Here is a 26,539-nt window from a genome sequence, read left to right on the forward strand (position 1 = left end):
GGGTCCAACAGTTAACATTAGCCAGCCACCGGTCGCCCGCGCGGGTGCTGACATCTCCTTTTGAAAAAAGGAAGGCAGTATGATCCCATCATACAATGTACCTGCTGATCCACTTGCCAACGGTCGGGGCCTGGTAATGTCTCATCATATTGAGTAGCTCGTCAATGTTGTCGCTTACCAGCAGCATGTCACGATTAACTGCTTTAAGGAATCCTTTATCTACCATCTTTTGCAACAGTGACAGCAGGTCGTCGTAGAACCCGTGATATTTAAAATTGCTATTGGCTTTTTGTGCAACCCAAGCTGCGTGCCAACCGGAAATGCAAGTGCATCGTGCGACAAACAAACAGCTGATACGTTTCATTCGTCGCGGTTACATGCCCTTATATTGCTGAAGCCTGCATTCAAATGCAGCCAAGTCTTCCCGCGACACTTTTTTTGTTTTCTTCAGAAAATCAATTGCCCTTTCCTGTGCCTTTATTGCATCTGATTTATCACCGGCACGCCAATACATGGTTGCCATTTTCTGATACTTCTTATGAAGGATCTCAGACGCAGGAAATCCGTCAATTTCCAACTGGTAGGCTTCTGCGCCCAAACGGTAAATTTCTACCGGTAGCTTCAGGGTATCACCATACCATTCCATGGCCCATTCAATGGCTCCGCCAACCTGTTCAAATGGCGGATCTGCAAAATACTCATATGTTGGTGTAACCATCGCAATCTTTCCATATTCGTATGCCTTCCGCGGATCCGTCTTCAATAAGGATAAGAATGTATGATAGGCTACAGAAGGAGTGTATTTGAGTGCTGGTTCTTTTTTCACTATTTCTTCAATGGCAATAAGGGCGGCCTCCGGCTTGCCCCGATCGCCCGGTTTCAGCCTGTTGCTTTGATATGCCAACAAATCGTACCCTGCCTCGGAATCGAGATATTGCACCCGTCGGTCAAAATTTCGCTTTGCCAATGCGGCCTGCACATCCCAGGTGTTGTTTACTATTTTGGGCAAAATATTATCCAGCAAACTTGAAAGGCCGTACCAGGCAATCCTGCCTTCTTCATTCACCACAAAACATTTGGGGATGCCTTTGACAAGTGTAGCATCGTTCCACTCCGTAGCCATAAAATTGCTGTCCTCCACTGCAACCGGGAAGTCCATTTTATCACCCATATTATTCACAAATGTTCGTAGCTCCCCAATTGGTTTGTTATCGGAAATATTTATCCCGATGAAAGTCACCTTATCGCGGTATTCACGTGTCAGCGCTGATACATGAGGCATTCCCCTTATACAAGCTTTGCACCAGGTCGCCCACAATTCAATCACATAGATCTTACCCTTTTCCAACTTCTTGACCGGGGTACCTTTGAGCCACTCACGCACCCGTAAAGGAGGAGCAACATCGCCAATATTTAAAGCGGGGATCTCAACATCTTGTGCAATTGAGGAATTTACTGCCAGGCACAGCAGTATCAATAACTGAAATTTTCGATGCATAGGAAGGCAGGAATAAGGTTAAGGTTATGTAACAATCACCAATATACGCATTCTGAATTTCCGTCAGGGTCATTTTTGTTCCAGGTATGTTTTGAGGGTCTGCATTGCCACGGGCCATGCCTGCTTTACGGCTTCATAGTACCAGTCCCAGTCTTCTCCCTGCTGGTAGCCGTCCTGGCACAAATACACAACAGAGCCGCCGGATGCATTTTGCTTTGCTGTAACGGTGAGGCTCATGGGACCAAAAAATGGCCGGGCCGGATTCAGGTAAAGAAAATTATCAATGACTAATGCCCCGCCGGGATCGTACTCTTTGATTATACCCGTAGAAATATACCCGAAGCCTGTATCATTGATTGCCCAGGCAAGTGTATACACACCACCCGGTTCTTTAACTATTAACGTACGTTCCACCTGCCACCAGTCGCGCAGCATCTCCGCATCCGTAAATGCAGCAATCACCTGTCCAGGTGATGAACTGGTTTCCATCACTACTTCAACTCTTCTCATTAGCCCGGTATATTCTCAGTTAAGACTTCCCTCCCCTGCCTGTCAAAATATGTACAGGTCATTGCCGCAAGATCTACCACCCACTTCTCTATGCCGGACTTTGCGCAATCATTGCAGAATGTCATGTAATCTGTTTTGCCTTGCTGGTGCGCTTTTAAATCGGCATTGAAAGTTTCAGGGTCAGGTTGCGCAGCCACATTTAAATCGGGATACTTAATGGGAGAAGACGTGCTGTAACCATTGCTGCCATTATAATCGGTATGACCGTCTTTCACAAATGTTTCATAATGGACGACTCCCAATTGCACAAGGTCCTTGATATATGCAGGGAAATCGGCGCCCGATTTCACCTTACTATGGGCCTGCTGGATCTGTTCTATTGTAAACATCGCATTAGTTTAAAATTCATTCGACTCTGTTTTACCAAACACCCGCAACGCCGGACCCACGTAACTTCTCCACAATAAACTGCCCCAGCTCCCGACCGGTGGCTGCCCCATTTTCTATTGCGTCCCTGAAATGAATTCCCCCGTACAACCGCGAAACGGCAGCTTCGGCTGCTGCTGCGCGGAAAGAAGTAAATGTTCGCGGCGCCAGCTCAAACATCACTTCCGCATCATCCGTATACCGGAAGTTATCACCGAACAAATAGGTCAGCACCTCGGCGCTTGCAGTGGATATTACACTGTGCCCACTGGTATATTCGGGGAACGGTGGCGTTTGCAATAACGGCTGCCACCGCGGATCTATATAACGGTTGATATATGTCTCGGGGCGAATCCGGTTGCTGCGGAACTTTTCATCCCAGCAACTGATAAAGGCATCCATCAATGTCAAGCCCACCATTAAATGCGCGACAACCGATTTCTCCACGGAAAGTTTTGCGTCTTTGCAGGCAATACCGGTGATCAGCATCCAGTGTCCACCAGGACTCATCTTCTTAAAGCCGATGCTCATATGGCCCGAAGTAGTAACCGCAAATGGATTGCAATCCCAGAAACCGGCGATATTCAGTTTCTCCTGGTCCGGCTTAACGGACACTTCATACACTTCCCTCGCCAGCCGGTAAAACTCACTGGTAGAATCCTTACTGAAGTTCACCGGCGGCGCTGGCTTAAACTGGCTGCAGGAATCAATGATCATCGGTCTCACCGTTGCCCAGTTCGGCTCCACGGCTTCCATATATGCCGGCGGCGTGGGATACCAGTTGCCTTCACCCTTCAACGGCCGGTACCGGCGCAGGGCACTCAGCTTGAAATAATTGTCCGTCTTAGACCATTTCACAATATGCGCAGCCATACCTTCGGCTACCTTAACAGCCGCCTCGATCGACTTCTGCGCTACCCCATTCTTCCGCAAGGTCTTCAGGAACTTCGCCTGCTCCTCCTGCAACTGCAAACCCGAAGGAATCATCAGCTTGCCCGTCTCTAAAACGCAATACACCGCCGCCACCCGGAAATCATAGGTTCCCGGCTGCTTCCCGATAGTATAAGCAGGATAGCTTGTTACAAACTTTCCCAGGCCGGTCACCGAAGGATCATTCTGTGCAACGATCTCGTACGCCCCGGCCATACAATAGGCATAATACCTGCTCGCAGCTGGTGGATTCACCACATCATGCATCATGATCATTGTCAGTGAAAAGATCACCGGCCGCAACTCTAAATAGGAAGGTGCAGGCTCTTCCGCGGCACGCGCAAAAAAGCCCGGCAATACGCAACACAATAAAATGAGCAGTTTCTTCATGAGCTTAGGGTTCTTCTGTATTTACGGCTCCTCGTACACCTGTAATGGCTGGTTGGAAATTCCCACGACCAGGTATTTTTTTCCTGCCGCGTCAACGGTCAGGGCGGACTTCACATCACCAACTATTTTCAATCCCGACACATCCTGGCGAACATATGTAAAGCCACCTTGTCCATCACCCTTCAGCAGGCAGCCGTAGTTCGCATCTATACTCCCGATCTTCAGGCGGTTGTCGAGATGATTGCCCAATAACAACAGGTCCGTTTTGCCATCCTTATCGTAGTCAGCGGGAATGATCCTGCTCACCACTGAAAACTGTGCAGGCAAAGGCAAAACCTGCTTCACAAATTTCCCGCCCTTCCGCAAATAACAGACCGACCTGTTCTCTGTCGCAGCCAGTTTCTTTGCATTGGCCATTTCTTCGGGCAACAAAATCTTATTTATTGTGGCATCCGCGTAATCCTTGTAGGTCGTAAAGCGCCTGCGCATCGCATACATCTGTTCGTTCAACTCATCACGACTCACAAACGGGTAACTCACTCCCTGGATATAAAAATTGAAAAAGGGATCTATCGACCCGTTATTGTCAAAATCGCCATAATACAATTCCGCCGGTTCCTTTGCCGAGAACTGTAACTGCGAATTCTGTCCCAGGTTCCCCGCGATAATATCATCGTTTCCATCACCGTCAAGATCAGCAAGGGAGAGACCAAACCATAGCCCCTTGTCAACCGTATCAAAATATCCTGTTGTCTTATCCGCGAATCCATTTCCCGTATTCTCAAATACCATTACCGGCATGAACTCGCCACAAAGCAACAGGTCAATTTTTCCATCCTTGTTGAGGTCCGCAAACTTCGCATCCGTAACCATTCCCACATTATCCATTGGCGAAGTGACCGCCGTAAATTTTCCCTTCCCATCATTCTGCAGTAAATAACTGCGCGGGCTAAGCGGATAATTGCCGGGAATGACCCTGCTTCCCACGAATAAATCAAGATCGCCATCATTGTCGTAGTCGCCTGCCACAATACATGACTTACTCCCACCTGTCACAACCGGCAAATGTTCTTTTGTCAGCACCAGGTTGCCTTTGCCGTCGTTAAGAAACAGTTCGTCCTGCAGCGGTGCTGATTCCGGCTCTATCACCGTATACCCACCTTTGCCCACATACAGGTCTGCAAAACCATCACCATTAGCATCAAAGAACAAAGCAGCGGAAGTAATGGCAATATTCTCGTCACCAAGGTAAGGCCCCTTCACGGGTGCAAACTTCCCGTTGGCCTGCTGCAAATACAGCATGCAGGTTTTGCTTTTATCACCACTGATGAACATATCTTCCAACCCATCCCTGTTCACATCTCCCTTGGCGATCACTGGCCCTGCCTTCGAATACATGAACAACATCAGCAGCTGCCGCTTGAAATCATTCTCCATAAAATCCTCGTGCCTGTAGTCAAGTACCCCACTGGCCAGCTTAAACATCGCCGGCTTCGCAGCGGGTACGGACTCTTTTGGCTGTCCACCCTTATATTCCACTGTGAGAACCTGGTTTACACCCGCATCATTCATCACATGTATCGTATTATCGGGCCACACGATCTTCACCGAATCCGCAGCCTTGTTTCTTCCCAGTCCGAAATGAACGGTAGTGGATACACATGACAGGTAGCCCCTGTTTGGATTCACTTCCTGGTACTGCTCACCGCTCTTCGTGTACACATACACTTTTGCACCAACGCCATGAAGATTTTTGTCTTTGTATTTTAACCGGATAGCCATCCAGGGTGACTGGCTCCTTTCCCTGCTTGTATTCTTAAACACCGATGCACGGTCATTAAGATTATTTACAACAAGATCGAGGTCGCCGTCATTGTCAAGGTCCGCATAAACGGCGCCGTTGGACAAACCCTGTTTATTAATGCCCCACTCCTTTTTCACATTGGTAAAAGTAAGGTCGCCATTGTTGCGGTAGATATAACCCGACAATAAGGTCACAGGCATTGCCTTGACAAGGTCCATCAACTGCACCGGCTCGCGGTCAATTGCCTTTTTTACTTTGTAATCACCACGATATTTCAGGAAGTCCTTATTGGTATAATCACGCATGTACCCGTTTGTCACAAACAGGTCTTTGTAGCCATCATTATCAAAATCGGCGAAGAGCGGCGTCCAGCTCCAGTCGGTATTAGATACGCCAGCAGCCTGCGCGATCTCACTGAACGTGCCATCACCATTATTCAGCTGCAGCATGTTCCGCATATACTGGTTGTGAAGATCCTGCGACACCATCAGTTCAAATGACTCGTAGTTCTCCTGCAGCTGCAGCAGTTTCTGCCGCCTGTTGTCTTCTGGCAGCATATCAAGCGTGTACACATCGGGCAATCCGTCATTGTTGAAATCCGCGATATCAACTCCCATCGAAAACTGCGACATATGGCGGAAACAGTTTTTCGCATCTTCTGTAAAAGTACCGTCACGATTATTCACATACATACAATCCGGTTCGTTGTAATCGTTAGTAACATAAATGTCCTGCCAGCCATCTTTGTTGATGTCGGTGATCGCGAGGCCAAGACCGAAAGTGAGTGGGTATTGACGGATGCCGGCTTTTTGTGAGACATCAACAAAATGGCCGTCCCGGTTCTCCATCAGTTTATTACCCGCCAGCTCGTCTGTTTCATTCCTGAATTTAGCGAGTTCAAGATTGTCAATCTTTTTGGTGCTGTGGTTAAGCTGGAACATATCCAGGTCGCCATCATTATCATAATCGAAGAAGGCGGCCTGTGTACTATAGCTCACAATATCGAGGCCGTAAGACTTTGCGCTTTCCACGAACTTCAGGTTGCCCTGGTTAACGAACAACTCGTTTTTCCGTTGCTCATCGGTGCCATTTCCCGAATAACAGATATAGATGTCCAGTAAACCGTCGCCATTCACGTCCGCCATGGTAACGCCGGTCTTCCAGCCATCTTTTCTGCCCGCAAGTCCTGGTGAAGCGTCTTTGGTAATATCCCTGAACCTGAGATTCCCCAGGTTCAGGTATAATTTATTAGGTCCCATGTTGGCGGTGAAGAAGAGATCGTCGAGGCCGTCGTTGTTGATATCGCCAACTGCGACTCCACCGCCGTTGTAGAAGTATTCGTAAGAAAGAACATTCAGCTTTTCCGTTTCATCGATCTCATTGCGGAACTCTATCCCGGTGCCTTTCGACGGCAATAACTGGAACAGGGTTTCCTGCGCATTAGCACCCAGGGCGGAAAAACAGGAAAGCACGGATAATAATAGCGTTGTTCTTGTTTTCATATTCCATCAAGCTTACTGATCCCACCATACCCTGGAGGACCATTTGTCGCCCCCCTGCAGGTTGGCAACACCCATGGCATAACCGGCAGGATTACTCGTTGCTTCGCCGACAGGATAAGGCTGCCTTCTCGGGATATTTCCCCCGCCAAAATTACCGGGGTAATTCACTGGCGTGAGTTCGGGATAACCGGAACGTTTCCAGTTGATCCAGGCTTCGCCGAAATTCCACAGGATGCCCGTTGTAGCCCAATACTGGGTATTGATCTGTTCAAGAGCATTGCCGGCATCGAGCGGGTGGCTTGATGCGTATGCATCTGCCGTTGCATCGGAAACCGCTCCAGCCTTAAAGGCATTGAGCGCCAATATTCCTCCTCTTACACCATTGGCATAATGTGTGGCGGCATCCGCACCTACATTCCAAGCCCTTGTAGCTGCTTCAGCGAGCAACAATTCGCTTTCCGCATAAGTGATCGCAAAAGCTGGCTGATCCCTGCTGGAATAAACTGCAATGCTCGGGCGTGAATATTTACCGATCGGCGTTGCATCGGCCCCCGTTCCTGTTCCACCGGGATAACCGGGAGAATTGGCGATATTGAACGCAGATCCGGTATTCAGGTCATACCCGTTTGGTTGTCCAAGCTGTGCAGCGGGTGTACTGTTTCCAGCCAGGGCCTGGTTGTTATTGTTGGCAAGGCCAGGCTGGGGCACTTCGGCGACCACACTCAGGCGAGGATCATTTTCTGTCTTCAGGTAATCGATCAGGGTTTCACTCCAGCGCACCTGGTAAAAGTCTATGGTCACGAGCCATGCAGCAACATTCCCGTTACCATAGCCATTAGCGTTGTCTGACTTAATGTATACATCTTCCCCTGCGGCAAGTGTGCCACCGGCATATGCTTTTTCTGCCCATTGCTGTGCAGTTGCTGCATCCACTTTAACCAGCCGCATCGCGAGCCTGAGCATCAGGGAATATCCGAAGCGTTTCCATTTTGCCACATCGCCACCGAGTGAAGAAACGTCAGCTGTCGGACTTGCCTTTGACGGATCTATACTACTCAACGCAGCATCCAGGTCGTTGAGCATAGCGGTATAAATATCCTGCTGTTTGTCGTACTTCGGCAGGGTGTTTCCGTCCCTCGCCTGCAATGATTCAGTGTACGGGGCATCTCCGTATACATCCGTGATATACTGGTAGTTCAACACTTTCATGATGGTCGCAGCTGCATTTATATTCACGAAATCCGGGTCATTGGCTTTGTTGATCAGGATCTCATTTGCAAGTGCGGCTGACCGGTAGGCATTGTTCCAGCTGCTTTGCACATACGAGTTCGTATTGCTCGATTCTACATACTTATCGGAATTGGTATAATAGTCGCCAGTTACTGTTGCCATCGAAAGGATCTGCGCCCAGCCACTCTGGAACAGGATAGGACCGGAATAACCGGTAATAGCCACTTCATAGTTCCGCTGGCTGTTAGACAGGAAATAATTCGCATCGAAATTTTCCGGCACGTATTGCGTCGGGTCGGTATTGATCTCATCGAAATCCTTGGTGCATGACGTGGATAGTACCATAAGGCCTAACCCAGCATATAGAAAGTACTTTTTCATACATTTTATTTTTTGGTTCAGACCTTATTTGTTGAATTTGAAGTTTAGGTTAATACCATAGGATCTTGTGGAAGGCAAACTGGTTCCCTCGATACCGGCATAGCGGATATTGGAAGCGAAATTGGCTTCGGGGTCAATATTGTCGCTATGCTTCAGGAGAACGGCCAGGTTTCGTGCCACCAGGGTCACCTGGATCGCACTGAAGATCTTCAGTGACGACACGAGGTTCGACGGAAGCGAATAACCAAGTGTCACCTGGCGCAACTTGATATAATCACCATCAAGCACAGTTACTGATGTTACGTTGTTTGCCAACGCAGTGTAATAATCCTGTGCACTGGCAGCCTTGGTATTTGGTGTACCGTCGGAAAGTACTCCCTTGATCACACCATCACGACCTTCGAGCGTTGCCTGGTCCAGTCCTCTTCTCAGTCCATAATACTTCGTGGCAGAAAGGATCTTGTTGCCATAGTTATAATCGATCAGGAAAGAGAAGTTGAAATTCTTGTACGTGAGTTCGTTATTCCATCCGCCATAAGTGGTCGGCAGCACGCTACCCATCGGGATCAGTAAACCACGTTGCGGCAAGCCTGCTGCATCCACGATCATTTCCCCTTTTTCTGTTTTCGCATAATCATAAGCGAGGATCTGCGGGCCGGGATATCCTTCCACGAATGCCGTAATTGCATTTCCGAGTGTTGCCCGGTTCTGACCGAGGTTCTGGTTGTTTCCGGCAGGATCAGTATGAAGGATCTTATTATTTACATATGTAAAGTTGAAGGTGGATACCCAACTAAAGTCCTTAGACTTAAACGGTGTTCCGATTACCTGCACTTCAACACCGTTATTTCTTGTTGAACCGGTTCCAACCTTACCGGTGTTGGCACCTGTAGATGGACTGTAAGTAGCCGGCATGATCTCATTCTTGGTTTCCTTGGTGTACAAAGCAACATCAAGGTTCAAACGGCTGTTGAAGAACCGTAGGTCTAATCCAACCTCATATTCTGTCGTTACGAAAGGCTTGAGGAACAGGTTTGGAAGATCAGTACTGAATGATCCGACCGGAACTCCACCGAGCGGACTACCAAGAGAGTAATACAACGCGGTCTGGTAGGCTTCATTCAACTCGCCACTGGTTTGTGCAAATGACATTCTCAACTTCCCGAAATTCATCTTATCGAGGCTCAGGAGGTCACTGAAGATGAAGCCTGCTGAAACGGACGGCGTAAAGATGGTGTTGTTGTCTGTCGGAAGCGTGGAGTAGGCATCATAACGGCCAGTGGTGGAAAGGGTCAGGAATTTCTTATAAGAAAAATCAATTGTATAGTAGGCCGACTGCACTTCTGTTTTCCAGAAGTCGTAATTGTCGTTCGGGTTAGTACGTGGATTCCTGGTATTGCTGAGCGTGTACTGGTAGGGCACAATGAAATTTGAACCGGCCACAGCTACTTTCTCATACTGGTTCTTCCTGATGTTTCCGCCTATTGCCGCATCCAGTGAAATATCGTCTGTGAGGTTGTGGTTCACACCGATCAGTCCGTCCCAGTTCAGTTCGAACAATTGGGTGGAAGCCTGGTCCTGCAGGTTACCATGCTGGTCCTGGGTATATGCGGTACCCCAAGGCTCAACCTTTTTCAGCCTGTCGTTGGTGATGTCATAACCCACGCGGGCCTGGGCATAAAGCCAGTCCGTAAAATTATATCTCACCGCGCCGGAAGTTATCCATCTCTTACGTGCCAGGTTGTTCACGTACTGGTTCACTACGAACCAGGGATTGGAAACATAAATATCGTCGCTGAATACAGTTTCGAAACCTGTAGTAGGATTATATCCCGGTTCAAAGATCCTGTTGTTTACATTGGTGGCCAGGAAAGTGAAATTGTTGGGATTCATCGGGCCATCGCTCAATTGTGGCCTGGCTGTGGATTTTTCATCAATATAGTTCACAACCACATTTGCAGTAAGACGCTTGGTGATCTTCTGTTCCACGTTCAGGTTTGCTGTCACGCGATCGAGACCGCTGTTCCTGAGGATGGATTTGTTTTCCAGGTCAGAAACCGAGAAGCGGAAAGATCCATTTTCCCCGCCGCCGAGAACAGCTATCGTATTGGTCAAAGTTGTACCGGTCCGGTAGAAATCCTTGATATTATCCTTCACTGCAGAATAAGGATATGTTTTACCATCGAACTGGATCACCTGCGCGCCGTCCAGTCTTTCACCCCAGCTGAAACGGTTTGAGTTCAGGGCTTCAGTCGCAGTACCTGGTCTAACGCCCTGGGTACCCTGTCCATATTCATACTGCCAGTCAGTAAAGTCAATCGCCTCGTCCGCCATAAAATTCAGGTTATACTCTACGCCGAATGCGTTCCGTTTCCCGGTTTTAGTCGTGATGAGGATCACACCGTTGGTAGCCCTCGCGCCATATAGTGCGGAGGCCGATTGTCCTTTCAGCACCGTCATGGTTTCGATATCATCCGGGTTCAGGTTACCAAGGCCATCGCCATTATCCGATCCACCCCACTCGCCGGAAGCGCCACGCTGGGTATTGTCCATCGGCACACCATTAATTACTATCAGCGGTGAACCACCACTGTTCATGCTGGGCATACCGCGCAGCAGCAGTTTTGAAGTTCCGCCCGGACCACTGTTGGTACCGGTCACTTTCAACCCGGCTACCCGGCCGGAGAGCGAGTTACCGACATTCACTTCGCGGGCTTTGTTAAGCTCGTCGCCATCAACAGTAGTAACCGCATAGCCCAGCTTCCGCTGGTTCTTAGTGATTCCGAGAGCCGTTACCACCACCTCACCCAGTTGCTGGGTGTTTAACATCAGCCTGATGGAAATATCGTTTTCGGATTCCCCAACCTGCACCTCTTTCATGGTGTATTGGGCGGAAGTGACTTGTAACACGATGCTCCCGGTAGGAACAGTAAGAGTAAACCGCCCGTTGTCATTGGTGGCGGTACCTCCCGGCCTTCCTTTTACTTTAACTGTGGCGGCAATGATCGCTGCGCCGGTTGAATCTTCAACTACGACACCGGAGAGTTGCCGCGTCTGTGCTGTTGCAGAGATCCCTGCAAGTAGGAATAGCAGGAATAGTAGATTGCGTAACATAAGCAGCCCGTTTTGCAGTTTATATATGTGATAGATTCAGTCGCGTCTGCCGTGGGAAAGAAGACTATTGCAGTAGCGTGGTATGAGGACCGTTCTTGATTCCGGGCAGATCAGTTTCCCGATTCAAGGGGTAGGGGTCAGAATTGGTATGTTAATTTAACCAACTTTCCACACATTTAATTTGCCTGCGGGAAATTTATTTGCAAATCGTTGTCTACTAGGGTGATTGGTGAGAATTGCAGGCAGAGTGGTGCGGATTATAAGAGCCAGGTGTAAACGAGTGGCATAACCGAATCAGTGGCCATACCTTGCACAATCGTTTGCATGAAATCGGTTCCGGACTTTGCCAGTTTAGACAGTATACCTAATTTACATATACTAAACTTTGTTTACTATTAGTAATTAAGGTATACCCATGCTGGAAGGAATATTCAACCGATCGAAAGTCTTTTTTTCCGCCTGGTGCATGCTGGCAGCATTCGGCACCTACTTCTGTATGTACGTATACCGGAAGCCCTTCACAGCGGGTACTTATGCCGGGTTAAGCCTCTGGGGACTTCATTTCAAAAGCGTCCTGATAATCGCACAGGTGCTGGGATATATGCTGTCGAAGTTCATCGGCATTAAAGTGATCTCGGAACTGCAGCCGGGTCAACGGCAAAAACTGATCATCGGCCTTATTTTATTTGCGGAACTGTCATTGGTATTCCTCGGACTGGTTCCTTATCCGTACAACTTTGTTTTTCTCTTCCTGAACGGATTGCCGCTTGGCATGGTCTGGGGAATTATTTTCAGCTACCTCGAAGGCAGGCGTTTTACCGAAATGCTGGCAATGGGACTCAGCATAAGCCTGATCGTAAGCTCCGGCATCCTGAAAACGACTTATTTCAATCTCCACGACTGGCTACCGGCTATCTCCGAATTCTGGATGCCCGCCTTCATAGGCCTGTGCTTTTTTCCCCTGTTCCTGCTTTTCGTCTGGATGCTCTCGGTTATTCCCGCGCCGACTGAAACGGATGTGTTGTTAAGGTCGGAGCGCTTGCCAATGACGCGGACTGAAAAAAGATCTGCCCTGAACGAATTTGGTTTTGGTCTTTCCTGCCTGGTGATCATTTACAGCCTGCTTGTTACGTTGCGCGATGTGCGTGATAACTTTTCCGTGGAAATCTGGCAGGAGACCGGCGAAAAATGGGACAATACCGTCTTTTCTAAAACAGAACTTATCACGGGAATTATAGTGCTGGTCGCCGTAGCCTGCCTGTCACTTATCCGGAACAATATCAAGGGCTTCTGGGCAACGCAATGGCTCATTGCGCTGGGCGTCCTGATTACCGGCACCAGTACCCTGCTCTTTCAACTCCAGGTGTTTCCTGCCTACTGGTGGATCCTCTTGCTGGGAATGGGATTGTTCCTGGCATACATCCCCATCCAGGTAGCACTTTTTGAAAGAATGATCGCCATGTTCAAAATGAAATCCAACGCCGGATTCTTCATCTATATCTGCGATGCCGTCGGCTACCTCGGCAGCGTCGCACTCCTGTTGTATAAAGAAATCTGTATGCCTGATCTGGGGTGGACAAAAATGCTGATGCGTTACAGCTATGTGCTTACTGTGGCATGCCTTTTCTTCCTCATCCTCTCAGCCTTTTTCTTTAACAGGAAGGCCGGGGTGAAGGGACCCATTTCCGGCAAACTCGAAAACATTCAATCAACCTAAATACATACTTATGGAGCGGAAAGAATTATTATTCACTCCCGGGCCACTCACTACTTCGAAAACAGTTAAGGAAGCAATGCTGAAGGACATGGGCTCGCGTGACTATACTTTTATGAATGCAGTGAAAGAGATCCGCAATGAATTACTGCAGCTGGCACATGTATCTAAAGAGTCCGGGTATGAATGCGTGATCATGCAGGGATCTGGCACTTTCGGGGTTGAAAGTGTGATCAGCAGCATCATCGGGAATAACGATAGCTTACTCATCCTTGTTAATGGTGCGTATGGGGAACGGATTGTGAAGATGGCAGACATCCATAAGATCCGGACAGTTGTCGCACGCGTGCCTGAAAACGAGATAATAACGCCGGAAATGACTGAACAGCTTCTTCAGCAGCATCCTGGAATCACCCACGTCGCCTGCATTCACAGTGAAACAACTACCGGGCTCTTTAACCCGGTCGCTGAGATCGGAAGGGTGTGCAAATCCCAAGCGAAAGTATTTATTGTCGATGCCATGAGCAGCTTCGGCGGCGTGGAAATGGATATGCAGGCGATGCAAATAGATTTCCTGGTATCCTCTTCAAACAAGTGCATTGAAGGTATTCCCGGGTTCGCATTTGCCTTATGCAGGAGAATGGAACTTGAGAAGGCAAAGGGACAGGCAAGAAGCCTGAGCCTGGATCTCTACGATCAGTGGGCTGCACTGGAAGCGAGTGGCCAGTTCCGTTTTACGCCACCAACACTCAGCATTATGGCATTCCGCCAGGCATTAAGGGAACTCGCAACCGAAGGTGGAATTAGAGCGAGGGAAGAAAGATACCGGACGAACAAATTGCTCCTCGACTCTGGCATGGCAAGGCTGGGGTTCAGGCAATACCTCGAACCTGGAATCCAGGGCCATATCATCACTTCATTCCTGTATCCAGACACACCCCATTTCAGTTTCGACCGCTTCTACAAAAAACTCAATGAACGTGGATTCGTGATCTACCCGGGCAAGCTGGGAAAAACCGATGCCTTTCGTATTGGCAATATCGGCCAGATCTTCCCGCAGGACGTGAAAGCACTGATCGAAGCTGTTGCCGAAGTTATGCAGGAAGAACAAGCTCCGGTGGCTGAAGCCTGATCATCATGCGCAGGTAAAGATCTTTTCGATGTTTGCCTGCGCATATCCTGCTGCACAGGTCATTCCCTTTCCACCAATCGCCACCCGGATAAAGATCCTGTCCTCAATATCGTGTTCCAGGACTTCCTTTTTATTGTGCACCGCGTAAAACCCCGCCCAGGATTCCTTTACCTGGCCAAGGTCAATGTCGGCTATGCGTGTTGCTTCCCTGCGGATCAGTTCATTGATCTGCTGGTTGATGCAGTATCCCAGGTTTTCTTCCTCTCCGATACGCGCGTATTCATGTGAATCACCTACTATCACCGTTCCATCTGTCGCTTTCTTGAACAGGATATGGATGCCCCACTTCGCCAGTTCCCGGAGGTGGTCCGGCGTAGTGATTGAACTGTATGACGGGCACTCCGCAAATGATTCATACCTGCGGATGCTTAGCCCGGTTGCTATATTCCCTTCCATTAGCAGGTCGGGAAATGGCAACGATCTCAACATCTGCAACTTTACCAGCGACAGGTCCTCCTGCGCAAACAACGATGGAAATAAGATCCTGAATTCGTGCCCGCTCGCAATTACCGCTTTTTCTGCCCGGAACTTTTCCCCGCCTGCTACAGTTACTGATACGCCATCGCCTTCCACAACGCAATCAATTGCTGGCGTGGCAGGCCGGTAAGTAACATGGGCATACTTCAACACGGTATACTGGTGTAAGCGATGAATGAACTGATCAGGTTCCAGGCTTATTTCCTGCGGAAAGAACAATCCCTCCCGGCAATAGGACGACCGGATCGCAGGAACCTTTTCCTGTACCTGTTGGCGACTCAGCAGCTGGGCTACATAACCGATCTGATCGTAGTGCTCTTTTAATTCATGCAGTAACTGCTGCTCGTCATCGTCGGAAGCGATGTACAGGCTTCCGTTGTTCCGCACAGAAATATCATATTCCTGTTGAATCTCCTTGTACAGCGCAGTGGAATACCGGCCATATTCGAACCAACGGCCTGCCATGCCCGACACGATCGCCATCCCGAAGTTGCGGACGCTCGCATTCACAGGACGATGGTCTTTTTCCAGCAGCAAAACCTTCTTCCCTATGGCAGCAGCATGCCAGGCATGTAAAGTGCCCAGCACACCAGCTCCCACTACAATAAGGTCAAATTGACGATTCATTATGGCAATACTGTTTTTACCGGTTCGCCCACAGGATGTTTTGCACTAAAGGCAAAACCAAGCAGGCGGGAAATAGTCTGGGCAAACTGCTCCTGGTAGATCTGGCCGGCTGTTGTTACTTCACCCAGTGGTTTTGTATCCGGGCCAATCACCATCAGGTATGTTTCATCGGAATGCGGTGCACTGGTACCATGATCGGTCCAGAGGTTTCCTTCTCCCCTTCCATGGTCGGTGCAAATGATCAACGTGGTCTGGTTCCGGTAAAATTTATCCCGCTGCAGGGCAGTCCACAAGTCATGGATCATTTTGTCTGTTTTATGTGCTGCGTCCAGGTACTGGTTGTACTTCCCCGAATGCGCATAGCCGTCAAGGTCTCCAAGATCCATATAAAATAAGCGCGGGTACTTTGAGAATATGTAAGCCTTTGACATGGCATAAGTACTTACATCAAGCCTTTCCCCCTCACCAAAAACATCCGGCACCATATGCTGGAAAGCATTCGCTTCCTGCTGGCTTTCAGTTAAACCGGGACCTTTCATATCCTCGCCCCAGATGTTCACCGTTATTCCATTCCGGTTGCGGTTCATGATCCAGGCAACAACATCCCAGGAAGCAAATGCTGCAGTCTTCCCTTCAAACCCCTTCTGCCTGTTGATGAACTCCATCACGTTCTCATTGGGATTGTCGATCTTATCGTTCGAATTCATTGCCGGGTCGAAATAACCGGTCCAGGTCTCACTGCGACCGGGATACGAGAACCAGTAAGTGTTTTTTACATTCACTTTATTACCCAACTCACGGTTACCGTATAGCTGTCCCTTTGTCGCAATTGTGCTCCACACAAATGGCATCAGCTTCTGCCTGCGCTGCTTCGCGGTTTCAGCCCAGTATTTCTTCACGGTCCACGCCGAATCTTTTGTATATTTTTTATTGAACAGGATGGTCGAATCCGCTCCCTGGAAAAGTTCGCGCCAGCGGTAACCGTCCAGTGAAATCAAAATAACATTTTTCGTTTTTCCCTGTGCAAACAGGTCGCCGGCAAGGAAAATCAGGATACATAGATAAATCAACCTTGTTTTCATTAATTGTTGTTTTCGGTTATTGCTTAATGTTACCATGGCAGGGAAAATGTTTTCACATACGTAAAACACTTCATCGCTTCAATTACCCCTTCCTTAATGCCCAACCCTGAATCCTTGATGCCACCGAATGGTGAGCTTTCAATGCGGTACCCCGGCACTTCGTTGATGTTCACGGTGCCAACTTTTAAATCTTTGATAAAGCGAAGCGCGTAATCCATATTGTTCGTGACAATACCGGCAGAGAGTCCGTATGCCGTGGAATTACTCAATATTATTGCATCATCTATGTCCCGGAACTTCATCACCGGGGCAAGTGGACCGAATGATTCCTGCACCACCATTTGTGAATGACGGGGCACATTTACAATTACAGTGGGCTGAAGCAGTGCGCCCATGCGTTGCCCGCCAAGCAATATCTCTGCACCCTGCTCCACTGCTTTCTGCACAACAGATTCAAGGTAAATGGCAGCCGGTTCATCTATCACGGTTCCAACCTTTGTATCCGGGTCGGCCGGGTCACCGCAGGGATATTTCTTTGCGGTCTCCACCAGCTTTTCAACAAAGGCATCGTGTATGCGTTCGTGCACGAGTATACGCTTTACCGCGGTGCATCGCTGGCCGCTGTTCCGGAATGACCCTTCTGCAGCAAGGAATGCTGCCTTATCGAGGTCCGCATCTTCCATAATGATCAATGGATCATTGCCTCCCAGTTCCAGGATCACTTTTTTATACCCGGCAATAGCAGCGATCTGTTTGCCTACTGCCACACTGCCCGTGAAGGAAACGATATCCACCCGCACATCCTTTACCAATGGTTCCGCGATCTCTTTCGTAGCACCCAGCAACACGCTTAACATATAAGGCGGCAGGCCCGCCTCATATAATAATTCTGCGAGTTTTATGGCAGTCAGTGGTGTCTTTTCAGACGGCTTCAGGATAACCGGTGTACCCACTGCGATGGCAGGCGCTATCTTGTGCACCACCTGGTTGAGCGGATGATTGAATGGCGTGATACATACTGCCAGTGAAAGCGGTTCGCGCGTGGTAAAGATCTTACGCGCCTTTCCTGACGGCGAAATATCACAGGAAAACACTTGCCCATCGTCTTTCAGGCTTTCAATCGCAGCGAACATCAGTACGTCGTGCGCACGTCCTGTTTCGTAGTATGCTTCGCGGATTGCCAGCCCGCTTTCGGCACTGATCACCCGGGCGAATTCTTCTTTTCGTTCCACCAGCAATTGCCGCGCTTTTTCGAGGATGCTGTAACGTTCGTAACGCGTTAATTTAACCCCGCCTTTCAACGCAATGTCAATTGCCTCACTGGCATGAACCGCTTCGCACAGCTGAACGGTTCCCACGAGCCGGTTGTCGTAAGGCGAGCGAACTTTCAGCAGCTTATCTGAGCTCACAGGATTTCCGCCAACGTAACAGTTGAGGTTCATTACACTGGTCCCTATTTCTGTTATTGCAACTTTTTCCATGGTAACTTTTTAAGGATTCGTTCCATTCACCGTGAAATCGAAAATGTCAAAATTCCTCGGGTCGCCTGCGGCTTTCATTTTATACTGCGCGTTCAGTGGATGCGAGATCAACATCGGCACCATTTCTTCGTAACGACCACCATGCGAACGCAGGGATCCATCGAGTGCAGAAAGATCATGATACTCCGGTCTTCGCCCTACCACCACATCACGACCCGACAACACAACCAGGTCGCCTATACGGTCCGCCGGTTGTTCAAGCACCCGCACGGCCGTTGCCTTGTCATACACTTCGGTTATGCCCGGCTGAACGGCCAGCCAGTTCTTAATTTCATCTGTCCGCGAAGGATCGCTGAGATGCACTACCACGTATGAGCCAAGCGCACCATGGTGTTTCACATAGGGATCGGTAATGGGACAGATCACGCGGAATCCATTGGTGCCGAAATGCGATTCGAGTATGTCTTCCACGAACAATACATTCGGACTGCCATCCGCTTTCACTTTGGCATTCATGCCATGGTCTGCAGTTGCGCCTACCACGGCCCCCAGTTCAAGCAGCCTCCCAATCTCCCGGTCCATCGCTTCATAGAAGGCAAGCGACTCTTCCTTTTCGGGTGAATACGTGTGCTGCATATAGTCGGTGAGCGACAGGTATAGCAAATCAGCCAGCCCCTGCTCAACAAATGCCACTCCTGCCCGCAACACGAAGAGGCTGGCATCAGCGCTGTAGATCGCGGGCGTGGGAAAACCAACAATTGCTTCCACATTTTCAATCCCATGTGTATCCTGTCGTGCCTGGTTTGCTTTTTCCGCAGAGATCGCAATCCCCTTCATGTTGTGTGACAGGATATCCCTGAGTTTCTCCTTTGCTGTTACTACCGCCACTTTCCTGCCGGCATTGGCCGCTGCAGCAAGCAGGGTCTCAGCCCGCAGGTAGGATGCCGAATTCATCATCACTTCCTCCCTGTTCAACGTATCGTAAAAGAAATTCCCGCTGATGCCATGTACCGCCGGCGAAACACCGGTCACGATCGAAGCATTGTTCACATTGGTAAAACTCGGGAGTGCCCCGCGCACCATTCCCCTAAAGCCATTCCTGACCATCTGCTTCAGGTTTGGCATCCTGTCGAACAACATGGTTGTATCGAGGTATTCGTCGGCCGAACCGTCCATGCAGATTACCACTATGGGACTGGCAGCCGGCGAATACGTCTTCCCGTTCGCCTCAAATTTCACTGTTGAAATAGTACTCATCAATTAGTGTATTGTATTCAAATTTATCTGATCATCCACATTTCATCATTCCGCGTATCCGATCCTGCAAACTGGCGCTGTACCGCATCTTTCACGTTTGCATTATTGTTGGTATACTCAGATTGCGGGTAAGAAAAACGTACAGGGATTGTAGCACCGTTCTCATTGGCAGGCCCGATATCAAATCCCGGTACTCCTGTACGGCGCCAGTTGAAATAGGACTGCCAACCGGAGTTCTGGAAAAAGGCCACATATTTCTGGGTCAGCAACTGGTTAAGCCCGTCTGCATTATCGCCTTTATATACAATCCCCGGCTGGGCAAGGAAATCAGTGATTGCCTGTTGTGCTACGCCATAGAATTTCATGTTCTGGTTAATTCCGTTCGTATAATGCGTTGAAGCATCGCCGGCAGTCCAACCACGGTTGATACCTTCCGCTAAATTGAACGCAGTCTCGCTGGCACCCAATTGAATGGCAGGTACACCATTGGCATCCTTCAGCCAGAAATCGCGGTTTATGGTTGCATATAGGCCGAGGTTGGTCTGGGTCTGGATCTCGCTCTGGATCGCGCCGGTATTCGCACCTCTGAATCGCGCGAACGCATTTGCCGGGTCCTCGGCAATGCCGGGGGCAGGACTGGCAATTTTAAAGATCCGCGGATCCTGGTTGAGCGTCATCAGGTCTACCCAGGTTGCTCCCAGCACATTCCTGTTCACATAAAATTTGGAATCGTCGGGCCAGATGGGATTGTTGTTAGTTTTATCCGTCGTGTTGTACACCATCTGCATGTTGTCGCTGTTGTCGGTGATCAGCGGGTATTTATCCGGGTTACTGGCAATCGAATTAAACCGTGCTTTCAGGCCCAGGTCCGCATCGCCTTCTTTTTTACTCAGGCTTATGAGGATGCGTAATGACAAGGAGTTAACTGCCTTACGCCATTTCCGTACATCACCATTGTAGAAGATGTCGCCCTGCACTGTGGTAGCCGGATTTTCATTGATGACACTTTCCAATTCTGTATTGGCATCTTCCAGCCACTGCAGGCATTGCAGGAATACCGATTTCTGATCATCATATTTCGGGAAATAAACCCCCTCCGGTGCCTTCATCGCTTCAGTCAGCGGCAGATCTCCCATCTGCTCAGTCATGCGGCTATACAACCAGGCGCGGGCAAAATTCCCGATCGCCTTGTAACTCCGCGTTACTGTATTCGTACCGAGTTTATCAGCCTCAATATCGAGCCGCTCCACATTGCGAAGCGTGCCGTAATACATGGAACCCGCGCCCCAGGTATAGGCCTGGTTGCCATAGTAATCGAAGTTCAATACCATGTACTGCGCCATGCGGTGCGCATAAGCGTAATCGGACCAGGGGTTGTCGTACATATCGTATTCGATACCGGTAAGCAACAGTTTCGGCGATGCCTGGTCTGACGCGTTGGGATTTCGTTGCAGGTCCTCGATTTTCCTGCAGCCTGTAATCATGAACATGATCAGCACTGCTGCCATTATCCAATTAGTATAGCGGTTCATTTTGTGCAGTTTTCTTTGTTAGAATGTAAGGTTGAGGTTCACGCCGAAGCTTTTGATCGACGGTGTTTCCAGGTCGGTACCACCACCAGTCCATTGGTCAAGATCCATATTTCGTGCGCGCGGATCACTCGCCTGGTACCAGAGATTCCGGCCAACAAGCGATACTGATGCTGCGTTCAGGAATTTCTGTTTCCCCAATAGCTTGCTAGGCATGTTGTAAGAAATGATCAGCTCGCGTAACTTGATATAACTCTTGTCTACAACGTTGGCAATATCACTTCCCCAGTAGCCTTTTGCAAATGACTCCCACTTGATGTGTGCGGTGTTTTCCTGGAACTTGCGATTGTCGGATACAACGTTCCCGTCACCATCCACTACCAGTGAACCACTGGTTACGTTTACACCATTGCCGACATAAGTACCGTTATAACCTGGTGTGCTGCGGTTATCCCAGTCAGCCCGGCGGTATTCATTCGCTGAAAGCGGGTGCGCTCCGGCCTGCCACTGTTTCTGGCTGAGGTAGTTCACCAGCTTTCCACCATAACGGCCATCGAAGAGAAAGCCCAGACTGAAGTTCTTATACCGGAATGTGTTCTGAAGACTGGCTATCCATTTCTCGTTGGTATAACCCTGGAAAGTAGAATAACTGTTTAGCAATGGCCGGCCATTTCCTGCATTATACACGACCTGGCCATCCGGTGATTTCTGGAAATCACGCAGAAAGAGTTTGTCTACCCGCTCCCCAATCTTCACCCGGTTGTAAGATGATAAGGTATCATACACATCTTCGAGGTAACGGTTCTGGGTTGACCAGTTGGCGACAATGTCCCAGCCAAAATTCTTTTTGCGTACAGGCGATGCTGTCAGTACCAGTTCCACCCCGGTCCGCTTATAGGTCAGTCCATTCCGCTGCAGGGAAGTTGCACCACTGCTCGACGATAGTGGCAGGTAAAAGATTCCCGGTCCTTCAATATTGCGGAAATAAGCCAGGTCAATTCCCAACCTGTTGTTCAGGAAACGGAGGTCGGCACCGAACTCAAGCGTTTTGGTGAACTCCGGCGAAATATTCGGGTCGTACAGGGTACCGCTGTAATAGAGCGACGGGTTACCACTCCACCTGGTTCCGGTTGCATAAGTTGGAGCAAGTGAGTAATAGGAACTATAGCCCGGAGAAGGTGGCAATCCATCACCACCTACCTTGGCATATGATGCCCTCAGTTTGGCAAAGGAAATGAATGACGGCAACTTCACCATTTCCGACAGCAGGGCACTCAGTGAAACTGATGGATAGAAGAAATCGTTGTTTTGTTCCGGTAATGTAGAGGCCTGGTCAACCCGGCCGGTCAGGCTCAGGAAGATCATTTTCTTGTAGTCGAAATCGGTGTATGCATACAAGCTTTGACGCTGGTAGGCCGATTTGAAGGTTTCGGTCGAAGGCGGATCAATACTGTTCTGCACGTTCCATAACTGCGGTACAAGCAGGCCGTTGTTGGTGTGACTGTACAGGTAATTGGTTTTCCTCGTCAACAGGTTTGCGCCTGCAGAACCTTTGAAAGAAAAGTCGCGGCTAAAGTTTTTGGTATAAGTTGCCAATACGTCCGTATTGTTCTCCCAGAAATGATCGAAATATTCGTTGTAACCACCTTTCTGGAAATAATTCCCATCACCGTTATACTGTGAAGTTGAAATAGGGTAACGATTCTGCCGGTTAAGATAGTTTGTACTCACGTTGGTGCGGAGGTGGATGTCGAGTTCATCCGTGATATTGTATTTCAGTTTCGCATAACCGTAGATGTCATCCTTGTAGTAACTCCGCAGTTGTTCATAGGCGATGAAGTATGGATTTGAATACTGGTAGTATTCCACGTTCTTCTGCTGGGTGCCTTCTTTACCGGGCTGCCAGTAATCTTTCAGCTCACGCACGTCGTAGTTGGCAGCACCCCAGATCATCATAGCATAAACAGGACTACTCGGCTGGTAGGCCAGCACGGGGTAATTCGGCGTGTATTGTTTATTGTAGTTGATATTGGCTTCGAGGCGAAGTTTCCTCGTGATGTTCAGTCCACCTGAAAAATTCATATTGGTGGAATTCAACTTGGTATTGGGTACCTGTCCCCGCTGGTATAACTGGGTCATGGAAAAGCGGATATCTCCCCTGTCGTTATTTGCAGCAATGGCAATATTGTTGGACGACAATAATCCATTCTGCAGGAAGTTGTGCAGGTTATTCTTTCCACTGGCGATCCAGGGAAGGGGAACCAGTTCGCCGGTAGCGGGATCAACCTTGCTGTTCCACTGGTTAATAAGCTGACCTTCGAACCTTGGGCCCCACACATCATAATCGGCATCATTGGTACCACTGCCTTTCCCGTCAACGAACTCATACTGGAAGTTGGAACCAGGACCATATTCAGCCTGCAATCCAGGTTCCGCATTGAAGCCCGTCTGCAATTGTGTGCTTGAATTGAACTCCATGCTGTAGCCGCGCTTATTCTTCGATCCGCGTTTGGTAGTGATCTGGATGGCGCCATTGATCCCGTCCGATCCGTATAAGGCGGCAGCGGTTGGACCTTTCAATACCGAAAAACTCTCAATGTCGTCTGCGCTGAGGTTCCAGGAATCGGAGCTGATGCGCACCCCGTCAACCACAATAATGGTTCCCCTGCCCCGAAGGGAAATCCCGGGGTCCCCGAATAGATTCGAGGAAGCCGCAATACGGAGACCTGCAACCTTACCGGTCAGCGAGTTAATGACATTGGGCTCCCGGGCTTTCACCAGTTCCTCTCCTTTCACTTCCTGCACCGAGTAGCCGATCCGTTTCTTTTCTTTTTTGATTCCAAGCGCTGTAACCACTACTTCATCAAATGCATCCCTGCCGGGCTGAAGCTGGATGCCGACCATGGACTGGTCCGTAATAGTGGTTTCCTGTATCGTAAATCCGACATAACTGAAGACAAGGGTTGAGCCGGGCTTTGCATTTATGGTAAAGCGGCCGTTGAGATCGGTGCTGGTGCCGTTCTTCGTTCCCTTTACCATCACCGTTACACCAGAAAGAGGTTTGTTGCTGGCATCCGTAACGGTGCCATTTACCGTTGACTGTGCAAGCGCAGCCAGGGACAGTACCAGCGACAATGCCGCAAGCAGGGCGGATCGTGAAAGTTGGTGAATTCGTTTCATGAGCAGTAGAGTTTTTTAGCGTGGTTGACGAATAGTAATACTATCGGTTTGTTTAGTATAAATATACATGTGAACAGTTCACAAATGTTCACTTATACTAAACTTTTTTTACGCAATCGGTTGCGGATTACGGTGCAATCGGTTGCAAAAAATAGTAATGCTAAACACTAATGCATCATGAAAGGATCTTACCGGGCGATAAAGAAGTACACCACCAACATCATGGCATCGGTATTGCCGGCATTGGCGAGTTTATGGGGAAGCCGGCTGTCGAAGAAGAGTGATTCCCCTTCATTGAAGAGGATCTTTTCATCCTCAATGGTATATTCCACTTTCCCCCTGATCATGTAGTTGTATTCGAATGATTCAGAGGTGATCATTTTATTCCTTTTGGCCCCCTTTTTCAATTCAAGGATGACGAAGTCAACCGGGCCACCCTGCACATTGCGGGTGAAGGCCCGGTGATACTGGAAACCTTTCGCTTCCTTTTCGAAAGTCTGGTAGTCCTTTGGCGTCTTGATGATGATCTTCTGCTCGGATTTCCTGTTGGGGGTTATGTCCTTAAAGAACTCATTGAGGTCGAGGTTCAGCGAAAGAACAATGTTCATCAATACAGGCAGGGAGGGGACGGTACGATTGTTCTCGATCTGCGAGATCAGGCCCTTGCTCACATTTGCCCTGTCTGCGAGTTCCTGTACCGTAATGTTCTTCTGCTTCCGTATTTCCTTGATCTTATAGCTGATCTGGATGAGCATATCCTCCTGCATGTGGCCGCCGGTTTTTGTTGTCGGGAATTAATGAATGGGTCAAAGTAAATTAATTGTTCTGAAAAGCGGAGTACGAAGTTGGGCCGGCCGACGTATTTGTTTAGGCTTTCAAAAAATAGGCAGAGGTGTTCAGGTTTGCAACCCCTTAAATTACCCATGCAAAGTGTGGGTAGTTAGTAAGCAGGCGCCGTGGTTGACATTTTCAGGATTTGCACCGTTCGTTAAGTTTTTAGCGCGATTAACTTAACGAACGTTGCAAAGAATTTAGATGCCGTCCATCCTGACGATCTTAGGTGTAAACCGGCCGACCACATCAACGAGCGACTCCTGCGATTGCATCACTTTGTCTATATCCTTATACGCAAAAGGAGATTCATCCAGTCCACCACCTAGTAATGTTATACCGAACTTTTCCAATTCATCGCGAAAGGCTTGTTCGCTGATTGATTGCAATGCAGCCGTACGACTCATTTTACGTCCCGCTCCATGCGAAGCGGAACTGATCGAAGCTGGTTCGCCTTTCCCTTTAACGATAAAGCCATCGGCCGTCATGGAACCGGGAATGATTCCCAATACATCCTTACCGGCAGGCGTTGCGCCTTTCCGGTGAACGATCACCTCCTGCCCTTCCCAGGTTTCTTTCCAGGCAAAATTGTGGTGGTTCTGCACGCGTTTCAAAGGCCGCTGACCTAACTCACGGGAGATCTTATCGTGGATTACCTCGTGACACGCTGCTGCATAATCCCCGGCAAGATTCATTGCCAACCAGTATTCCATACCTTCTTCCTCATCGAGCGACAGCCATGCAAGGCTCTTCACTTCGCCGGGCAACCTGCGTTTGCTGATGGCCAGTTTCGTGTAATGATTGGCGATATGGGAACCGAGTGAACGCGACCCGCTATGTGTCAGCAATCCCAGGTATTTGCCTGTCGGCAATCCCAGCACCACATCCTGCTCCCTGATAGCAACTTCTCCAAACTCCGCAAAATGATTGCCGGAGCCGGAAGTGCCAAGTTGTTTCCAGGCGCGACCATGGAGTCTGCGCAGAATCGGCAGCCGGAAAAACAGTTCCTGCTCCATCACTTCATGATCTGCAGATCGCACGAACTGTCCGCTGCTTCCAAACAACGTTGACTCTTCTAAAACCGAGGCAAAATATGTCGTCTTTTTCTGCAGGTCGGAGGTCTCTATATTGAATACACTGAGGCACATCCTGCAGCCTATATCCACGCCTACGCCATAAGGTATAACTGCATTTCCGGTAGCCAGTACACCACCTATCGGCAGGCCATAACCGCTGTGTGCGTCGGGCATAAGAGCGCCTGCGATGGTCACCGGCAGTTTGGCAGCCTGGTGCATCTGGTGCATGGCAGTTTCTTCGATCTCATCCTGCCCGAACACGCTGAAGCGGATCCCTCTCTGTGTTTTTGATTTTTCCATTTTTAGAT

At 49.1% G+C, this 26,539-nt stretch carries 18 protein-coding genes; 2 read left to right on the forward strand and 16 right to left on the reverse strand.

Annotated features, from left to right (window positions below; genetic code table 11):
- Positions 1 to 88 precede the first annotated feature (88 nt).
- The 8 genes from OI18_RS05935 to OI18_RS05970 form a co-directional block, all read right to left on the reverse strand.
- Positions 89 to 364 (reverse strand): LOG family protein, encoded by a 276-nt coding sequence (locus OI18_RS05935; RefSeq protein ID WP_205409989.1) that lies wholly within the window; start codon positions 362 to 364, stop codon positions 89 to 91.
- A gap of 9 nt (positions 365 to 373) precedes the next feature.
- Positions 374 to 1,498 (reverse strand): TlpA family protein disulfide reductase, encoded by a 1,125-nt coding sequence (locus tag OI18_RS05940; RefSeq protein WP_082037866.1) that lies wholly within the window; start codon positions 1,496 to 1,498, stop codon positions 374 to 376.
- Positions 1,499 to 1,567: 69 nt separating this feature from the next.
- Entirely contained in the window at positions 1,568 to 2,008 is a 441-nt protein-coding gene (locus OI18_RS05945) for an SRPBCC family protein (protein WP_039138027.1), read from the reverse strand.
- A complete protein-coding gene (locus OI18_RS05950) occupies positions 2,008 to 2,397 on the reverse strand; it encodes a DUF1398 domain-containing protein (protein ID WP_039138028.1) in 390 nt (129 codons plus the stop codon). Before OI18_RS05950 ends, OI18_RS05945 begins: the two co-directional genes overlap by 1 nt.
- 31 nt (positions 2,398 to 2,428) lie before the next feature.
- Entirely contained in the window at positions 2,429 to 3,754 is a 1,326-nt protein-coding gene (locus tag OI18_RS05955; protein ID WP_039138029.1) for a vanadium-dependent haloperoxidase, read from the reverse strand.
- Positions 3,755 to 3,775: 21 nt separating this feature from the next.
- Positions 3,776 to 7,060 (reverse strand): VCBS repeat-containing protein, encoded by a 3,285-nt coding sequence (locus tag OI18_RS05960; protein ID WP_082037867.1) that lies wholly within the window; start codon positions 7,058 to 7,060, stop codon positions 3,776 to 3,778.
- A gap of 12 nt (positions 7,061 to 7,072) precedes the next feature.
- Positions 7,073 to 8,671: a SusD/RagB family nutrient-binding outer membrane lipoprotein gene (locus OI18_RS05965; RefSeq protein ID WP_152616746.1), complete on the reverse strand. Its 1,599-nt coding sequence runs from the start codon at positions 8,669 to 8,671 to the stop codon at positions 7,073 to 7,075.
- Positions 8,672 to 8,695: 24 nt separating this feature from the next.
- Positions 8,696 to 11,785, reverse strand: coding sequence for a SusC/RagA family TonB-linked outer membrane protein (locus OI18_RS05970; protein ID WP_039138031.1), 3,090 nt, complete (start codon positions 11,783 to 11,785; stop codon positions 8,696 to 8,698).
- 415 nt (positions 11,786 to 12,200) lie between these two features.
- On the opposite strand from OI18_RS05970, the gene OI18_RS05975 reads away from it, so the two are divergent.
- Both OI18_RS05975 and OI18_RS05980 read left to right on the forward strand, forming a co-directional pair.
- On the forward strand, positions 12,201 to 13,502 hold the full coding sequence (locus OI18_RS05975; RefSeq protein WP_039138032.1) for a DUF5690 family protein: 1,302 nt from the start codon (positions 12,201 to 12,203) through the stop codon (positions 13,500 to 13,502).
- A gap of 10 nt (positions 13,503 to 13,512) precedes the next feature.
- On the forward strand, positions 13,513 to 14,631 hold the full coding sequence (locus OI18_RS05980) for a 2-aminoethylphosphonate--pyruvate transaminase (protein ID WP_039138033.1): 1,119 nt from the start codon (positions 13,513 to 13,515) through the stop codon (positions 14,629 to 14,631).
- 3 nt (positions 14,632 to 14,634) lie between these two features.
- Here OI18_RS05980 and OI18_RS05985 read toward each other — a convergent pair whose 3' ends face one another.
- From OI18_RS05985 to OI18_RS06020, 8 genes are all read right to left on the reverse strand, one after another.
- The gene (locus tag OI18_RS05985; protein WP_039138035.1) at positions 14,635 to 15,795 is read right to left on the reverse strand and encodes a TIGR03364 family FAD-dependent oxidoreductase; all 1,161 of its coding nucleotides are present in this window, start codon (positions 15,793 to 15,795) and stop codon (positions 14,635 to 14,637) included.
- On the reverse strand, positions 15,795 to 16,877 hold the full coding sequence (locus OI18_RS05990; protein ID WP_039138158.1) for a sulfatase-like hydrolase/transferase: 1,083 nt from the start codon (positions 16,875 to 16,877) through the stop codon (positions 15,795 to 15,797). Before OI18_RS05990 ends, OI18_RS05985 begins: the two co-directional genes overlap by 1 nt.
- A 29-nt stretch (positions 16,878 to 16,906) precedes the next feature.
- Complete coding sequence (gene phnY / locus OI18_RS05995; protein ID WP_039138036.1) at positions 16,907 to 18,358, reverse strand: phosphonoacetaldehyde dehydrogenase; 1,452 nt, start codon at positions 18,356 to 18,358, stop codon at positions 16,907 to 16,909.
- Between the two features lie 9 nt (positions 18,359 to 18,367).
- Entirely contained in the window at positions 18,368 to 19,615 is a 1,248-nt protein-coding gene (gene phnA / locus OI18_RS06000; RefSeq protein WP_052272920.1) for a phosphonoacetate hydrolase, read from the reverse strand.
- Positions 19,616 to 19,638: 23 nt separating this feature from the next.
- Positions 19,639 to 21,147 carry a SusD/RagB family nutrient-binding outer membrane lipoprotein gene (locus OI18_RS06005; protein WP_082037868.1) on the reverse strand — a complete coding sequence of 503 codons (1,509 nt, stop codon included), beginning with the start codon at positions 21,145 to 21,147 and terminating at the stop codon, positions 19,639 to 19,641.
- Positions 21,148 to 21,165: 18 nt separating this feature from the next.
- The gene (locus tag OI18_RS06010; protein WP_052272921.1) at positions 21,166 to 24,324 is read right to left on the reverse strand and encodes a SusC/RagA family TonB-linked outer membrane protein; all 3,159 of its coding nucleotides are present in this window, start codon (positions 24,322 to 24,324) and stop codon (positions 21,166 to 21,168) included.
- Between the two features lie 188 nt (positions 24,325 to 24,512).
- A complete protein-coding gene (locus tag OI18_RS06015; protein WP_039138039.1) occupies positions 24,513 to 25,091 on the reverse strand; it encodes a helix-turn-helix domain-containing protein in 579 nt (192 codons plus the stop codon).
- Positions 25,092 to 25,355: 264 nt separating this feature from the next.
- Positions 25,356 to 26,531: an RtcB family protein gene (locus OI18_RS06020; RefSeq protein ID WP_052272922.1), complete on the reverse strand. Its 1,176-nt coding sequence runs from the start codon at positions 26,529 to 26,531 to the stop codon at positions 25,356 to 25,358.
- Positions 26,532 to 26,539 lie beyond the last annotated feature (8 nt).

This window comes from Flavihumibacter solisilvae, assembly GCF_000814475.1.
In the GTDB taxonomy this organism is placed as follows: domain Bacteria; phylum Bacteroidota; class Bacteroidia; order Chitinophagales; family Chitinophagaceae; genus Flavihumibacter; species Flavihumibacter solisilvae.